Annotated in this window: 11 protein-coding genes; 6 read left to right on the top strand and 5 right to left on the bottom strand. The window is 69.4% G+C overall.

Annotated features, from left to right (window positions below):
* Positions 1-17: 17 nt before the first annotated feature.
* Both lpdA and QNO14_RS06595 read right to left on the bottom strand, forming a co-directional pair.
* On the bottom strand, positions 18-1,388 hold the full coding sequence (gene lpdA, locus QNO14_RS06600; RefSeq protein ID WP_257506045.1) for a dihydrolipoyl dehydrogenase: 1,371 nt from the start codon (positions 1,386-1,388) through the stop codon (positions 18-20).
* The gene (locus tag QNO14_RS06595) at positions 1,388-2,860 is read right to left on the bottom strand and encodes a leucyl aminopeptidase (RefSeq protein ID WP_257506044.1); all 1,473 of its coding nucleotides are present in this window, start codon (positions 2,858-2,860) and stop codon (positions 1,388-1,390) included. Before QNO14_RS06595 ends, lpdA begins: the two co-directional genes overlap by 1 nt.
* A gap of 83 nt (positions 2,861-2,943) precedes the next feature.
* Here QNO14_RS06595 and QNO14_RS06590 point away from each other — a divergent pair, with 83 nt between their 5' ends.
* The 4 genes from QNO14_RS06590 (at position 2,944) to QNO14_RS15325 (ending at position 6,672) form a co-directional block, all read left to right on the top strand.
* Positions 2,944-3,879 (top strand): proteasome assembly chaperone family protein, encoded by a 936-nt coding sequence (locus tag QNO14_RS06590; RefSeq protein WP_257493507.1) that lies wholly within the window; start codon positions 2,944-2,946, stop codon positions 3,877-3,879.
* A gap of 201 nt (positions 3,880-4,080) precedes the next feature.
* Complete coding sequence (locus QNO14_RS06585; RefSeq protein WP_257506043.1) at positions 4,081-5,466, top strand: RNA polymerase sigma factor; 1,386 nt, start codon at positions 4,081-4,083, stop codon at positions 5,464-5,466.
* Positions 5,467-5,480: 14 nt separating this feature from the next.
* A complete protein-coding gene (locus QNO14_RS06580; RefSeq protein ID WP_257493756.1) occupies positions 5,481-6,179 on the top strand; it encodes a coenzyme F420-0:L-glutamate ligase in 699 nt (232 codons plus the stop codon).
* A 409-nt stretch (positions 6,180-6,588) separates the two neighbouring features.
* A complete protein-coding gene (locus QNO14_RS15325) occupies positions 6,589-6,672 on the top strand; it encodes a class I SAM-dependent methyltransferase (RefSeq protein ID WP_350338825.1) in 84 nt (27 codons plus the stop codon).
* Positions 6,673-6,988: 316 nt separating this feature from the next.
* Here the strand turns inward: QNO14_RS15325 and QNO14_RS06575 are convergent, their stop codons facing one another.
* Together QNO14_RS06575 and QNO14_RS06570 are read right to left on the bottom strand one after the other, a co-directional pair.
* Positions 6,989-8,014: a sugar-transfer associated ATP-grasp domain-containing protein gene (locus QNO14_RS06575; protein WP_257493509.1), complete on the bottom strand. Its 1,026-nt coding sequence runs from the start codon at positions 8,012-8,014 to the stop codon at positions 6,989-6,991.
* Between the two features lie 78 nt (positions 8,015-8,092).
* Positions 8,093-8,317 (bottom strand): DUF7455 domain-containing protein, encoded by a 225-nt coding sequence (locus tag QNO14_RS06570; RefSeq protein WP_257493510.1) that lies wholly within the window; start codon positions 8,315-8,317, stop codon positions 8,093-8,095.
* 187 nt (positions 8,318-8,504) lie between these two features.
* On the opposite strand from QNO14_RS06570, the gene QNO14_RS06565 reads away from it, so the two are divergent.
* Positions 8,505-10,589 (top strand): DNA gyrase/topoisomerase IV subunit B, encoded by a 2,085-nt coding sequence (locus tag QNO14_RS06565; RefSeq protein ID WP_257493758.1) that lies wholly within the window; start codon positions 8,505-8,507, stop codon positions 10,587-10,589.
* A 78-nt stretch (positions 10,590-10,667) separates the two neighbouring features.
* Positions 10,668-11,066 carry a hypothetical protein gene (locus tag QNO14_RS06560; RefSeq protein WP_257506042.1) on the top strand — a complete coding sequence of 133 codons (399 nt, stop codon included), beginning with the start codon at positions 10,668-10,670 and terminating at the stop codon, positions 11,064-11,066.
* A 16-nt stretch (positions 11,067-11,082) separates the two neighbouring features.
* Here the strand turns inward: QNO14_RS06560 and QNO14_RS06555 are convergent, their stop codons facing one another.
* Positions 11,083-13,557 (bottom strand): DNA gyrase/topoisomerase IV subunit A, encoded by a 2,475-nt coding sequence (locus tag QNO14_RS06555; protein WP_257506041.1) that lies wholly within the window; start codon positions 13,555-13,557, stop codon positions 11,083-11,085.
* Positions 13,558-13,570 lie beyond the last annotated feature (13 nt).

Here is a 13,570-nt window from a genome sequence, read left to right as displayed (position 1 = left end):
CTGGGGGCTCCGGCGCGTCAGCGGGCGTGCAGCGGCTTGCCTGCGAGCGCCAGGAAGGCCTCGCCGAGCGCCTCACTCTGGGTGGGATGGGCATGTACATAGGGGGCGATGTCCTCGGGGTGGGCTTCCCATCCCACGGCGAGTTGCCCCTCCGTGATGAGCTCGCCGACCCGGTCGCCGGCCAGATGCACGCCGATGACCGGCCCGTCCGCCAGGCGGACGACCTTCACGATGCCGGCGGTGCCGAGTATCTCGCTGCGGGCGTTGCCGGCCAGGTTGTACTCGTAGGTGACCACCGCGTCGCCGTGCGCCTCTCGGGCGGCGGCTTCGCTGAGACCGACGGATGCCACCTCGGGGCTGCTGTAAGCGACGCGCGGGACCTGGGAGTCGGGGACGATCACGGGGCTGAGGCCGGCGATGCGCTCGGCGACCGCGATGCCCTGCTGGAAGCCGCGGTGCGCCAGCTGCAGGCCCGCGACGATGTCGCCGACGGCCCAGACACCCGCAACGCCCGTACGCAGCTGGTCGTCGACCACGACGAATCCGCGGTCGAGCGCCACACCGGCATCCTCGAACCCCAGTCCGTCGGTGGCCGGGCCGCGGCCGACGGCCACGAGCAGGTAGTCCGCGTGGAGTTCGGTGCCGTCCTCGAGTCGAACCGTCACGCCGTCGGGCGTCTGCGTCACGCCGGCGAACCGCACGCCCAGGCGCGACGCGATGCCGCGCTTGCGGAACGCACGCTCGAGTGCCTTGCTCAGTGCGACGTCCTCCGTGGGCACGAGGTGATCCAGCGCCTCGACGATCGTGACCTCGGCGCCGAAGGAGCGCCAGACGCTGGCGAACTCGACGCCGATGACGCCGCCGCCGAGGATCACCACGTGGGCCGGGATCTCGTCGAGCTCCAGTGCCTGCTCGCTGGTGAGGACGCGGCCGCCGATCTCGAGGCCCGGGAGGGTGCGGCTGTAGGAACCGGTCGCGAGCACCACGTCACCGCCGCGGTAGAGGTCATCGCCCACCTGCACGGCGCGGTCGGGGGTCAGCCGCCCCGCGCCGGAGACCACCGTGATGCCGCGGGCGGCGACGAGCCCCTGCAGGCCCGCGAACTTCTTGGCGACGATCGCTTCCCGGTAGCTGCGGACTCCGGCGATGTCGACCCCCTCGAGCGCGGCGCGCACACCCACCGTCGCGGCGTGACGGGCCGAGTCCGCCACTTCGCCGGCGTGCAGCAGCGCCTTCGTGGGAACACATCCCCGATGCAGGCACGTGCCGCCGAGCTTGTCCTTCTCGATCAGCACGACGCTCTTGCCGAGCTCCGCCGCGCGCAGGGCCGCGGCGTATCCGCCGCTGCCGCCGCCGAGGACCACGACGTCCGAGGTGTGCTCGGCCATCAGTGGCCTCCTGCGGCGACGAACTCGATGAGGCTGCGCACCGCGGCCGCGGTGGGTCCCTTGTCCGTCGCGCCGAAGCCGGCTCCCTTGTTCCATCCCGAGCCGGCGATGTCCAGGTGCACCCAGGGGATGCGCTCGGCGTCGGGTGCGTCCGAGATTCGGCCGACGAACCGCTGCAGGAACAGCCCCGCGAACATCGTGCCGCCGGCGGAGTCGCCGATCTTGGAGTTCTGCATGTCGGCGATGGGGGAGTCGAGCTCCTCCTCCATATGCGTGGGCAGTGGCAGGGCCCAGGCATCCTCACCGGCACGGCCGGCGGCCTCGAGGAACGCCTGCACCGCGGCATCCTCACCCATCACACCGGTGTGGCGCGTGCCGAGGGCGACGATGACGGCGCCGGTGAGCGTCGCCACGTCCACGAGCACGTCGGGGCGCTCGCGGCTGGCCGCCACCAGACCGTCCGCCATCACCAGTCGGCCTTCGGCGTCGGTGTTGAGCACCTCCACCGTGGTGCCGTCGAGCATGCGCAGCACATCGCCCGGGCGCGTCGCGTGCCCCGAGGGCATGTTGTCGGCGATGCACAGCCATCCGGACACCCGCACGGGCAGCTGCAGCGCAGCCGCGGCGCGAACGACGGCCAGCACGACGGCCGCACCGCACATGTCGTACTTCATCCCGACCATGCTGACGGCAGGCTTCAGCGACAGCCCGCCGCTGTCGAAGGTGATGCCCTTGCCCACCAGCGCGACGTGACGCTCCGCGCCCTCGGGGGCGTAGTCCAACCGCACGAGGCGCGGGGGCCGCGCGGACCCCTGGCCGACACCGAGGATGCCGCCGAAGCCCTGCTCCTGCAGCTGCTTCTCGTCGAGCACGGTGACGGTGACGGGCAGTTCGGCCACCGACTGCACCGCGCTGTCCGCGAGCTGCGCGGGGGACTGCCACTCCGCCGGGGTGTTCACGAGGTCCTTCACGAGCGCGGCGGCGTCGCCGACGGCGGTCACCTCGGCGAGGTCGGCTTCGGTCAGCTCCTGCGGGGTGTGCACGATCACGCGCGTCGCGCGCCGTTTGCCGCCATCGCTCTTGTAGTCATCGAACCGGTAGCCACCGAGCACCGCGCCCTCGGCGGCCGCCCGCCACAGCTCCGGTGCCGCGAGCGGCGCGGCGACGGCGAGCGACTCGAATCCGGTGGTGGTGCGCAGCACCGATCCGACGGCGTCGCGCACGGCTGCGGCATCCGGCGCGTCGCCCGTGCCGACGATGATCAGCGGAAGAGAGGAGATCGCCGGGAGGAACACCCGCTGCTGCGCGCCCGGGGCGCCGGTGAAGGCGAGGGCCGTGAGGGCGGATGCCAGACCGGGCCATGCGTCCAACGCATCGCCGGCGGCATCCAGCGGGGGAAGGGCCAGGACGAGGGCATCTGCCTGCGCCTCGGTCAGCGGAACGGTGCTGTGTGCGAGCTCAGGAAACGGCATTGCCCCATCCTAGGGTCGGCATGTTCGCTGTCAGCGGGAGTCACGACGGCCGCGTGGGCGCGCACGCCTCGTAAAGTTGGGGCATGCCGTTTCCCGGACCCCTCTATGAGCGCGTCGCATCCGCGCCGCCGGTCCCCGCCGGGCTCCCCATGATCATCGCGCTCACCGGTTTCACCGATGCCGGGGGAGCCGTGGCGCGCGTCATCCAGCAGTTCCGCGATGACCTCGAGCCGTCGCCGGTCATCACGTTCTCGAACGACGCGCTGCTGGACTACCGGGCGCGCCGGCCGATCGTGTCGTTCCAGGCCGACCACCTCACCGACTACCGCCCGCAGCGGCTCGAGCTCGCCCTGGCACACGATGCCGTGGGTCAGCCGTTCGTCCTGCTCTCCGGCTACGAGCCGGACTTCGGGTGGGAAGCCTTCTCCGAGACCGTGCTGGGCCTCGCCGAAGGTCTCGAGGTCTCGACTGTCACCTGGGTGCACTCCATCCCGATGCCCGTGCCGCACACCCGCCCGATCGGCACGACCGTCAGCGGCACCCGCGCCGAGCTGACCGAGGCGCATTCGGTGTGGCAGCCCCACACCCAGGTTCCCGCCACCGTCGGGCACCTGCTGGAGTACCGATTCGCGCAGTCGGGCACCCGCGTGGCGGGCTTCGTGCTGCTCGTGCCGCATTACCTGGCCGACACCGAGTATCCCGCCGCGGCGCTGGCGGCGCTCGACAGCCTGACCGTCGCGACCGGGCTCGTGTTCGACGGCGACGAGCTGCGCGAGGACAACCGCGAGTTCGTCGAGAAGGTCACCGAGCAGGTCTCGGGCAGCGATGAGCTGAGCCGGATGCTGCAGGGGCTCGAGGAGCGCTACGACTCGTATATGGCGGGGTCGAACCTCGGCCAGCCCATCATCCACACCGGCGACCTCCCGAGCGCGGATGAGCTCGCCGCCGAGCTGGAACGCTTCCTGGCGAGCCGGCCCCGAGGGGACGACGACAAGCGGGGCGGCGGCGGACTGGGCTGAGAACCGGGGAATGCCGAACGGACACTCAGCGTTATTTCAGGTGCGGCCCGTCGGGGTGCGCGCGCAACGTATGAGAGAATAGACAATCTGACCCGTTGTCGACTGGTCGTGGCTCCGCCCGCGGAGGCTCGATGGACTTGACAAGGGTCTTACTAGTGTCCGAGAACCAACCGACGATCGTTCGTCGGTGAAAGGCGAACCGTGACGTCAGGCACGAAGACCACCACGCGCTCCCGCGCCACCGCGGAGACCGCGGCCGCTGAGCCCGAGACCGACGAGACGACGACGTCCCCGGCCACGAAGACCCCCGCCAAGAAGGCCGCCGCAGCCAAGAAGCCGGCCGCCAAGAAGGCGCCCGCGAAGAAGGCGCCCGCGAAGAAGGCGAGCACCTCGAAGGCGAAGGCCGACGAGGAAGACATCGACGACGAGGAGATCGTCGACGTCGATCTTGAGGTCGACGTCGACGCGGATGCGTCGGACGGCGACGGGGACGACGACACGCCGGCCACCCCGGCCCGTACGAAGGCGAAGCCGGACGACGCCGCGGCATCCGACGATGACGACGACGAGGACGAGAAGAAGCCGGCGACCGAGCCGCTTCCCACCGGAGCCATCGTCATCTCCTCCAGCGACGAGGACGACGTCCCCGTCTACTCGACGCAGATCACCGGCGCCACGGCCGACCCGGTCAAGGACTATCTGAAGCAGATCGGCAAGGTGCCGCTGCTGAACGCGGCCGAAGAGGTCGAGCTCGCGATGCGCATCGAGGCGGGACTGTTCGCCGAAGAGAAGCTCTCGCACATGTCGGCTTCGGAGAAGTCGTCGCAGCTGGGCCTGGACCTGCAGTGGGTCGCCCGTGACGGCCAGCGCGCCAAGAGCCACCTGCTGGGCGCGAACCTGCGCCTGGTCGTCTCGCTCGCCAAGCGCTACACCGGTCGCGGCATGCAGTTCCTGGACCTGATCCAGGAGGGCAACCTCGGCCTCATCCGTGCGGTCGAGAAGTTCGACTACACCAAGGGCTTCAAGTTCTCCACCTACGCCACCTGGTGGATCCGCCAGGCGATCACCCGCGCCATGGCCGACCAGGCTCGCACCATCCGCATCCCGGTGCACATGGTCGAGGTCATCAACAAGCTCGCCCGCGTGCAGCGGCAGATGCTGCAGGACCTGGGCCGCGAGCCCACGCCCGAGGAGCTCAGCCGCGAGCTGGACATGACGCCTGAGAAGGTCGTCGAAGTGCAGAAGTACGGCCGTGAGCCGATCTCGCTGCACACCCCGCTCGGCGAGGACGGCGACAGCGAATTCGGCGATCTGATCGAGGACACCGAAGCGGTCGTCCCGGCGGACGCCGTGGGCTTCACGATGCTCCAGCGTCAGCTCGAGTCGCTGCTGGATTCGCTGTCGGAGCGCGAGGCGGGCGTCATCCGCATGCGCTTCGGCCTGGGCGATGGCCAGCCGAAGACCCTCGACCAGATCGGCGACACCTTCGGCGTGACCCGCGAGCGGATCCGTCAGATCGAGTCGAAGACCATGGCGAAGCTGCGGCATCCGTCCCGTTCTCAGTCGCTGCGGGACTACCTCGAGTGATGAGCGAGATTCCGATGTCGGCCGTTCCCAACGACGGCAAGGCCCTGACCGTGACGGTGGACGGCGCCACGTTCGAGCGGATTCCGATCCGCACGCGCGTCGTGATGCCCGCGGACGACCTCGATGCCTTCATCCGCGAGTACGCAGCGGACGTCGTGCAGCCGGGCGACCTGTTGTTCGTGACCGAGAAGATCGTCGCCATCACGCAGGGCCGGTCGTACCCGATCGACTCCGTGCAGCCGCGCAAGCTCGCGACGTTCCTGTCGAAGTACGTCACCAAGACCTCGTACGGGATCGGCCTCGGCATGCCCGAGACGATGGAGATGGCGCTGCGCGAATGCGGCACGCCGCGCATCCTGTTCGCCGCCGCGGTCGCCGCGGTCACGAAGGCGTTCGGGCGCAAGGGCGACTTCTACCGCATCGCCGGTGACAAGGCGCGCGCGATCGACGGCCCGACGAGCGGCACGATCCCGCCGTACAACAAGGCCGTCGTGCTCGGTCCCGAGCGACCGCGCGAGGTTGCGGCACATCTGCAGCAGCTTCTCGGCGGCGGATTCGACGTCGCCGTGGTCGATATCAACGACATCGGCGGCAACATCCTCGGGTCGACGATGGACAAGGCCGGGGAGGCGCGGCTCGTGCGGATTCTCCGCGACAACCCGCTGGGCCAGGGCCACCAGTCCACGCCGCTCGGCATCGTCCGCCCCTCCTGACGCGCTGCCGAGTGAGTATTCGGCACATCGAGTGAGTATTCGACCCCGCGAGTGAGCGCTCGCGGGGTCGTTTGCGTCGGCCGAGTGAGTATTCGTCGCGTCGAGTGAGTATTCGTCGCGTCGAGTGAGTATTCGACCCCTCCGTCATGGCGGATGCTCACTTGGGTCGGTCGCAAGGTGGACGCGTCGCCGACGGCATCCATTCGACGCCCGCCTCTGACTTGCGGCCGCCCCGCACTGCAGCATCTGCTGGCCTTCGCGGGCACCGCGAGAGCATGGTGCGGTGCCTGATGCGATCTTCGACCATACGAGAGTGGCAGCGGTCTACGATCCGCTGGACCCCGACTGAAGCGACCTCGAAGAGTAAGCGCGTCGTGATAAGTGAACTCGGCGCTGAGAGCGTGCCGACATCGGATGCGGCACCGGGACATTCGCCGTATTGTTGGCCACCCGCGGCGTACGGGTGATCGGGGTTGACCCGGCGGCTGCTTAAGTCGCGATCGCACGCGGGAAGCCGGGCGCGGATGCTGTGACGTGGGTTGACGGAACCGTCGACGATCTGCCCCCGTTGCAGGTAGACGCGGCGACGATGACCGCGAACGTCGCTCAAGTCTTCCTGAGCGACGCCGAATGGCTCGCAACGCTGCGAACAGCCCGCGCCGCGCTATGTCCCGGGGGCACGCTGGTTTTCGAGGGTCGACGGCAGGATGCCAGCTCAACGCCGTGACAGGCAGGGCTCAGACACCGCGAATACTCACTCGGCACCGCGAATACTCACTCGGCACCGCGAATACTCACTCGGCAGCGGGTCAGAAGCCCATCGCGGCGCGGTAGCGGGGGAGATGCCCGTGACGGATCCCCGTCGCCGTGGGCTTGTTCTCGAAGACACCCGCGCCCCAGTTGCCCTCCACCAGCAGCGGCCGCTCCGGGCCGACGACGATGTCCCAGCCCACGTACCGCACCTGCGGCACCACGAGCGCGACGTCGGTGATGAGCTCCCGCACCTGGTCCATGAGCGGCAACTGGAAGTCGGCGATGCGGTAGCCGGTCTCGGGGTGCGTCTCGTACAGGTTCCCGTGCACGTCGTAGCCCTTGCCCAGCGCGTGGCCGTTCTCATCGAGCACCGTGTAGAACCCACCGAACGACCCCTGGTCGCTCACCTGCCCGCGCCCGAACTTCTGCGCCATGTTGATGATCTCGACGGTGCCGTCATCCTTCACGAACGTCGTCACGCGCGTGGTGTTGACGGTGCCGGGGCATGTTGCGGCGATGTCGGGATGCTGCTCGATGTTCTCCTCGATGAGCACCTCGCCACGGGAGATGAGGTCGCGGTGGAACTGTCCCCAGTCCTCGACCTCGGAGGCGAGGTACCGACGCACGCCGAGCCCGGACTTGCTGACCGGCACCTTGGCGATGAGCACCGGATGCCGCTGCGCGAACGCTTCGAGCTCGGCCGCGTTGCCAGACGTCAGTTCGAGCCACTCCCGTCCGAGGAACCGGTCGAAGTCGCGATTGAAATCGATCTTGTTGTGGAAGCGGTGCACCTGCGTCGGGTCGTCGTACCGGTTGGAGAGCTCCAGGGCGAGCGGACTGGTCACCCACGTGGCGCGCTCGGCGCGCGTGAGGATCGCGAAGTCGAACTCAAGGTAGTCGTTGAAGCCGACGCGGTGGCGGGCAGCCGACCACAGCATGTCGGCGAGGACCACGGGGTAGCGCTTGCCGTGCACTTTCGCCGTGAAGCGCGCCCGGTCTGTGACCGACGCGACGTCGATGCGGCGGGCACGCTCGAGCAGAACGCGGAAGCGGTGTTGGAGCGCGAGGCCACGCGAGGCCATGGAAAGTCCTCCCCGGACGAAAAAGCGGTGCCCCGCCAGTCTAGGCGGGGCACCGCAACAGGCCGTGACGGCCGTAGGTCAGTGGGACTCGATCAGCCGCGCCGTCTCGTCGTGCCAGCTCGTGGCCACGGCACGGAGCTTCTCTTCGTACTTGCGCCCGTGGTGAGCGCAGAAGAGCAGTTCGCTGCCGTTCACCTCCGCGGCGATGTACGCCTGCGCTCCGCAGGAATCGCACCGGTCGGCCGCGGTCAGGCGGTAGTCGAGGACGGCGGTCTGGTCGTTGTGGGTTGAGGTCATGCTCATCTCGTGCCTCCTCGGGATGTCGCGCTGCTGTCGGTCCTCACATACAACCACGCAGACTCCTGGATCATGCCGCGATGCGACGACATTTCGCTCAGCGCGTACGCCCGCAACCGGGCCGGGCGTGTCGGTCTGCTGAGCCCTGTGTGTGTCGAGGGCTCGCTGTCAGCTCCCCCCGATACCCTTGAGGATTGTGACTTCCGAGTACTCCGCCCATCATCTCCAGGTACTGGAAGGTCTCGAAGCCGTACGCAAACGGCCGGGCATGTACATCGGCTCGACCGACTCCCGCGGCCTCATGCACTGCCTCTGGGAGATCATCGACAACTCCGTCGACGAGGCCCTCGGCGGCCACGGCGATCGCATCGACATCGTCCTGCACTCCGACGGCAGCGTCGAGGTGCGGGACCGCGCCCGCGGCATCCCCGTGGACATCGAACCCCGCACCGGGCTCTCCGGCGTGGAGGTCGTGTTCACCAAGCTGCACGCCGGCGGCAAGTTCGGCGGCGGCTCGTACGCGGCATCCGGCGGTCTTCACGGCGTCGGCGCCTCGGTCGTCAACGCCCTGTCCGAGCGGCTGGACGTCGAGGTCGACCGCGGTGGCAAGACCTGGGCGATGTCGTTCCACCGCGGCGAACCGGGTAACTTCGCCGGATCGACGCCGGATGCCCCGTTCAGCCCCTTCGAGCGCGCCAGCGAGCTGCGCGTGGTCGGCAAGACCCGCAAGGGCGTCACCGGGACACGCATCCGCTACTGGGCCGATCGGCAGATCTTCACGAAGGATGCCGCCTTCAACCTCGACGAGCTCGTGCAGCGCGCCCGCCAGACCGCCTTCCTCGTGCCGGGCCTCGAGATCGTCATCCGCGATGAGCGCGGCACAGCGCGCGGCGAAGAGGCGGTCGAGACCAGCTACCGGTTCGACGGCGGCATCTCGGAGTTCGCCGAGTTCCTCGCCCCCGACGCGGCCGTCACCGACGTGTGGCGGCTCACCGGCACCGGAACCTTCACCGAGACCGTGCCGGTGCTGCAGCCGACGGGCGCGATGGTGCCGACCGACGTCGAGCGGGAGTGCGTGGTGGACATCGCGCTGCGCTGGGGCACGGGCTACGACACGATGACCCGCTCCTTCGTGAACATCATCGCGACCCCCAAGGGCGGAACGCACCAGCAGGGCTTCGAACAGGGCCTCATGAAGGTGCTGCGCGCCCAGGTCGAGCAGAACGCCCGCCGTCTCAAGGTCGGCAACGACAAGCTCGAGAAGGACGACATCCTCGCGGGCCTCACGACCGTACTGACCGTGCGGCTGGCCGAGCCCCAGTTCGAGGGCCAGACGAAGGAGATACTGGGCACCCCGGCCGTGCGCCAGATCGTCGCGAACGTCGTCACGCGGGAACTGACGGCACGGTTCGCCTCCACGAAGCGGGACGACAAGACCCAGACCGCGCTGGTGCTCGACAAGGTCGTCTCCGAGATGAAGGCGCGCATCTCCGCGCGCACCCACAAAGAGACGCAGCGGCGCAAGAACGCCCTGGAATCCTCCTCCCTCCCCGCCAAGCTCGCCGACTGCCGTACGAACGACGTGGAGCAGTCCGAGCTGTTCATCGTGGAGGGCGACTCGGCCCTCGGCACGGCCAAGCACGCGCGAAACAGCGAGTACCAGGCGCTGCTGCCGATCCGCGGCAAGATCCTCAACGTGCAGAAGGCATCGGTGAGCGACATGCTCTCCAACGCCGAGTGTGCCGCGATCATCCAGGTGATCGGTGCCGGCTCCGGGCGCTCGTTCGACCTCGCCTCGGCTCGCTACGGCAAGATCATCCTGATGAGCGACGCCGACGTCGACGGCGCGCACATCCGCACGCTGCTGCTGACGCTCTTCTTCCGCTACATGCGCCCGCTGATCGAGGAGGGGCGCGTCTACGCGGCCGTGCCGCCCCTTCACCGCATCATCGTGGTCAACCCCGGCTCGAAGCCGAACGAGACGATCTACACCTACAGCGAGGCGGAGCTGCACGCCCTGTTGGCCAAGCTCACCAAGGCGGGCAAGCGCTGGCAGGAACCGATCCAGCGGTACAAGGGTCTGGGCGAGATGGATGCCGATCAGCTCGCGAACACCACGATGGACCGGGCGGGGCGCACCCTGCGCCGCGTGCGCCTGCAGGATGCCGACGTCGCCAACTCGGTGTTCGAGCTGCTCATGGGAAGCGACGTCGCCCCGCGCCGTGAGTTCATCGTCGATTCGAGCGACCGGCTCGCCCGCGAGCGCATCGACGCCTGACCCCACCGCGGTCGCTGATCCGGCGCAGCGAGACGAAACGCGCCGTTCCGAGCAGCGCTCGATCAATAGGGTGGGCAGATGACCCTGAGCCGGCCGCGCGTCATCCCCGTCCGCAAGGGGCAGGTGCGGCCCACGGGGTCCTGGCTCTACGTGTGGGTCGAGGTCGGCTCGGGCGCTGTCGCCTACGTGGGCGGCACCGGCTTCGACCCGGAGCTGCGGGCGTACCTGCACGTCGCGAGTGAGGATCCCCGACTCGGACGGGTGCGAGCGAGCGTCCCTCACTACGACGATCGGGACTTCGACGTGCTCGCGTTCGCGTTGCCGGAGGGTGTCGACCGCCGGCACGCGAGAGAGGCTCTGATTGCGCGCCTGTCCGCCGCCGGCGACGATGCGGCCGACCTGCGAGATGTCACCGACCACATCGTGCAGTCCCTGGAGGACCACCGTGGCACGGTTTCCTCGGAGACGGCCTACTGATGCGGTCCGCGGGCGGTCAGGCGATGACGGTGCCGACGGCGCCGATCACGTCTTCCAGGGGCTGGCCCGAGGCGTCCCGCTTCGCCCCCGGCGCGGCGAGGGTGCGCACGGCACCGTCCGGACCGACGGCACGCGGCTCGACTCCCACCCACGCGAGCGAGAGGGTGTCCTCGCCCTTCAAGAAGCGCTGCGCCCGCACGCCGCCGGTGGCCCGGCCCTTTGTGGGGTACTCCGCCAGGGCAGAGACTTTGCCGCTGCCGGCATCCGTTCCCGTCAGCGTCTGCGAGGTGTCGGCGATCGTGACCACGACCGCCTCGTCCTCGGTGCCCGCGGCGACGACGCCGAAGAAGATCGCCTGCTGCCCCTCGGCGAGGCGGATGCCGGCCATGCCGCCGGCCGACCGCCCCTGGGGGCGCACCGCGGTGGCCTCGAACCGCAGCAGCTGTGCGTCGGTGGTGACGAAGACGAGCTGAGCGTCGTCAGGAGCCACGGCGGCGCCCACCACGCGGTCGCCGGGCTTGAGCGCGATGATCTCCGCATCGTGCTTGTTGCCGATCTCGGTGGCCGCGACGCGCTTGACCACGCCCTGCGCCGTGCCCAGTGCGATCGGAGGATTCTCCGACAGCGGCACGAGGGCGATGACGTGCTCGCCGCCGCTGAGGCCGAGGTACTGGTCGGCGCGCGTCCCGGCGGCCGGCTGCACCGAGTTGCCGGGCACCGAGGGCAGGTCGACGGGGGAGAAGCGCACGAGCCGTCCGGTGCTGGTGACGGCGCCCAGGTCGCCGCGGGTGGTCGTGTCGACGCTGGAACGCACCGCGTCGTGCTTGCTGCGGCGGGCCGGCGGCACGATGCCGGTTCCACCGTCGCCGTCGGCATCGGTGCGCAGGTCGGCGCGGACCATGCGGCCCGTGGCGGACAGGAAGACGCGGCAGGGCGCGTCGGCGATCTGCAGGTCGGCGGGCGCGGCGGCGCGCGACCGGGCGGAGACCGGCGGTCCGCCGTTGAGCAGCAGCGTGCGACGCGGGGTGCCGTAGGTCTCGGCCACGGCGTCGAGCTCGCGGGCGACCTGCGCGCGCAGCAGCACGTCGCTGCCGAGCAGCTCCTCGAGGTGGGCGATCTCGCTCTTGAGCTGGTCGCGCTCGGCCTCGAGCTCCACGCGGGAGAACTTGGTCAGGCGCCGCAACCGCAGTTCCAGGATGTACTCCGCCTGCAGCTGCGACAGGTCGAACACGTCCATCAGGCGGGTGCGCGCCTGTTCGCCGTCGTCGGACGCGCGGATCACCTGGATGACCTCGTCGATGTCCAGGATCGCGATCAGCAGACCCTCCACCAGGTGCAGGCGCTCCTGGCGCCGGGCCAGCCGGTGCCGTGTCCGCCGCGTGACCACGTCGATGCGGTGCTTCAGGTAGACCTGCAGCAGCTCGCGCAGGCCGAGCGTCTGCGGCTGGCCGTCGACGAGGGCGACGTTGTTGATGCCGAAGGAGTCCTCCAGCGGCGTCAGCCGGTACAGCTGGGTGAGCACGGCCTGCGGGTCGAACCCGGTCTTGATGCCGATGACCAGGCGCAGCCCGTTGTTGCGGTCGGTGAAGTCGGTGAAGTCGGCGATCCCGGTGAGCTTCTTCGCCGTGATGGCGTCCTTGATCTTCTCCTTCACCCGCTCGGGACCGACCATGTACGGCAATTCGGTCACGACGAGACCGGTGCGTCGCGGTCCCAGCGATTCGATCGAGACCTTCGCCCGGGTGCGGAAGCTGCCCCGGCCGGTGGCGTAGGCATCCTTCACGCCGTCGAGACCGACGATCACGCCGCCGCCGGGCAGGTCGGGACCGGGGACGAACTCCATGAGCTCCTCGAGCGTTGCCTCGGGGTTGTCGAGGAGGTGCACGGCGGCGCCCACGACCTCGATGAGGTTGTGCGGAGCCATGTTCGTGGCCATCCCGACGGCGATGCCGGTGGTGCCGTTGACGAGCAGGTTGGGGAAGGCGGCGGCGAGCACCTCGGGCTGCTGGAACTGGCCGTCGTAGTTGGGGACGAAGTCCACGACGTCCTCGTCGAGACTCTCGGTGAGGGCGAGGGCGGCCGGCGCGAGCCGCGCCTCGGTGTAGCGGGCGGCGGCAGGTCCGTCGTCGAGCGAGCCGAAGTTGCCGTGGCCGTCCACGAGGGGAACCCTCAGCGCGAACGGCTGGGCGAGGCGCACGAGCGCGTCGTAGATCGCGGTGTCGCCGTGCGGGTGCAGCTTTCCCATCACCTCGCCGACGACGCGGGCGCTCTTGACGTGACCGCGGTCGGGACGCAGGCCCATCTCGGCCATCTGGTAGAGGATGCGCCGCTGCACGGGCTTCAGCCCGTCGCGGGCGTCGGGGAGCGCCCGCGAATAGATGACGGAGTAGGCGTATTCGAGGAAGGACCCCTGCATCTCCGTGGAGACGTCCACGTCCTCGATGCGCTCGACGACGGCGGCGGGGGCGGGGGCTTTGCGCGATGCGGCCATGTCCGGTGTTGCG

Source organism: Microbacterium sp. zg-Y625, from assembly GCF_030246925.1.
GTDB classification, from domain to species: Bacteria; Actinomycetota; Actinomycetes; order Actinomycetales; family Microbacteriaceae; genus Microbacterium; species Microbacterium jiangjiandongii.
The sequence above is the reverse complement of the archived record's forward strand: the minus strand, read 5'-3'. Positions and strand labels throughout refer to the sequence as shown.

Excerpts from the sequence above, each read along its gene's own strand:
- lpdA (WP_257506045.1), bottom strand. The coding sequence starts at position 1,388 with ATGGCCGAGCACACCTCGGACGTCGTGGTCCTCGGCGGCGGCAGCGGC.
- QNO14_RS06595 (WP_257506044.1), bottom strand. The coding sequence starts at position 2,860 with ATGCCGTTTCCTGAGCTCGCACACAGCACCGTTCCGCTGACCGAGGCG.
- QNO14_RS06590 (WP_257493507.1), top strand. The coding sequence starts at position 2,944 with ATGCCGTTTCCCGGACCCCTCTATGAGCGCGTCGCATCCGCGCCGCCG.
- QNO14_RS06580 (WP_257493756.1), top strand. The coding sequence starts at position 5,481 with ATGTCGGCCGTTCCCAACGACGGCAAGGCCCTGACCGTGACGGTGGAC.
- QNO14_RS06575 (WP_257493509.1), bottom strand. The coding sequence starts at position 8,014 with ATGGCCTCGCGTGGCCTCGCGCTCCAACACCGCTTCCGCGTTCTGCTC.
- QNO14_RS06570 (WP_257493510.1), bottom strand. The coding sequence starts at position 8,317 with ATGAGCATGACCTCAACCCACAACGACCAGACCGCCGTCCTCGACTAC.
- QNO14_RS06560 (WP_257506042.1), top strand. The coding sequence starts at position 10,668 with ATGACCCTGAGCCGGCCGCGCGTCATCCCCGTCCGCAAGGGGCAGGTG.
- QNO14_RS06555 (WP_257506041.1), bottom strand. The coding sequence starts at position 13,557 with ATGGCCGCATCGCGCAAAGCCCCCGCCCCCGCCGCCGTCGTCGAGCGC.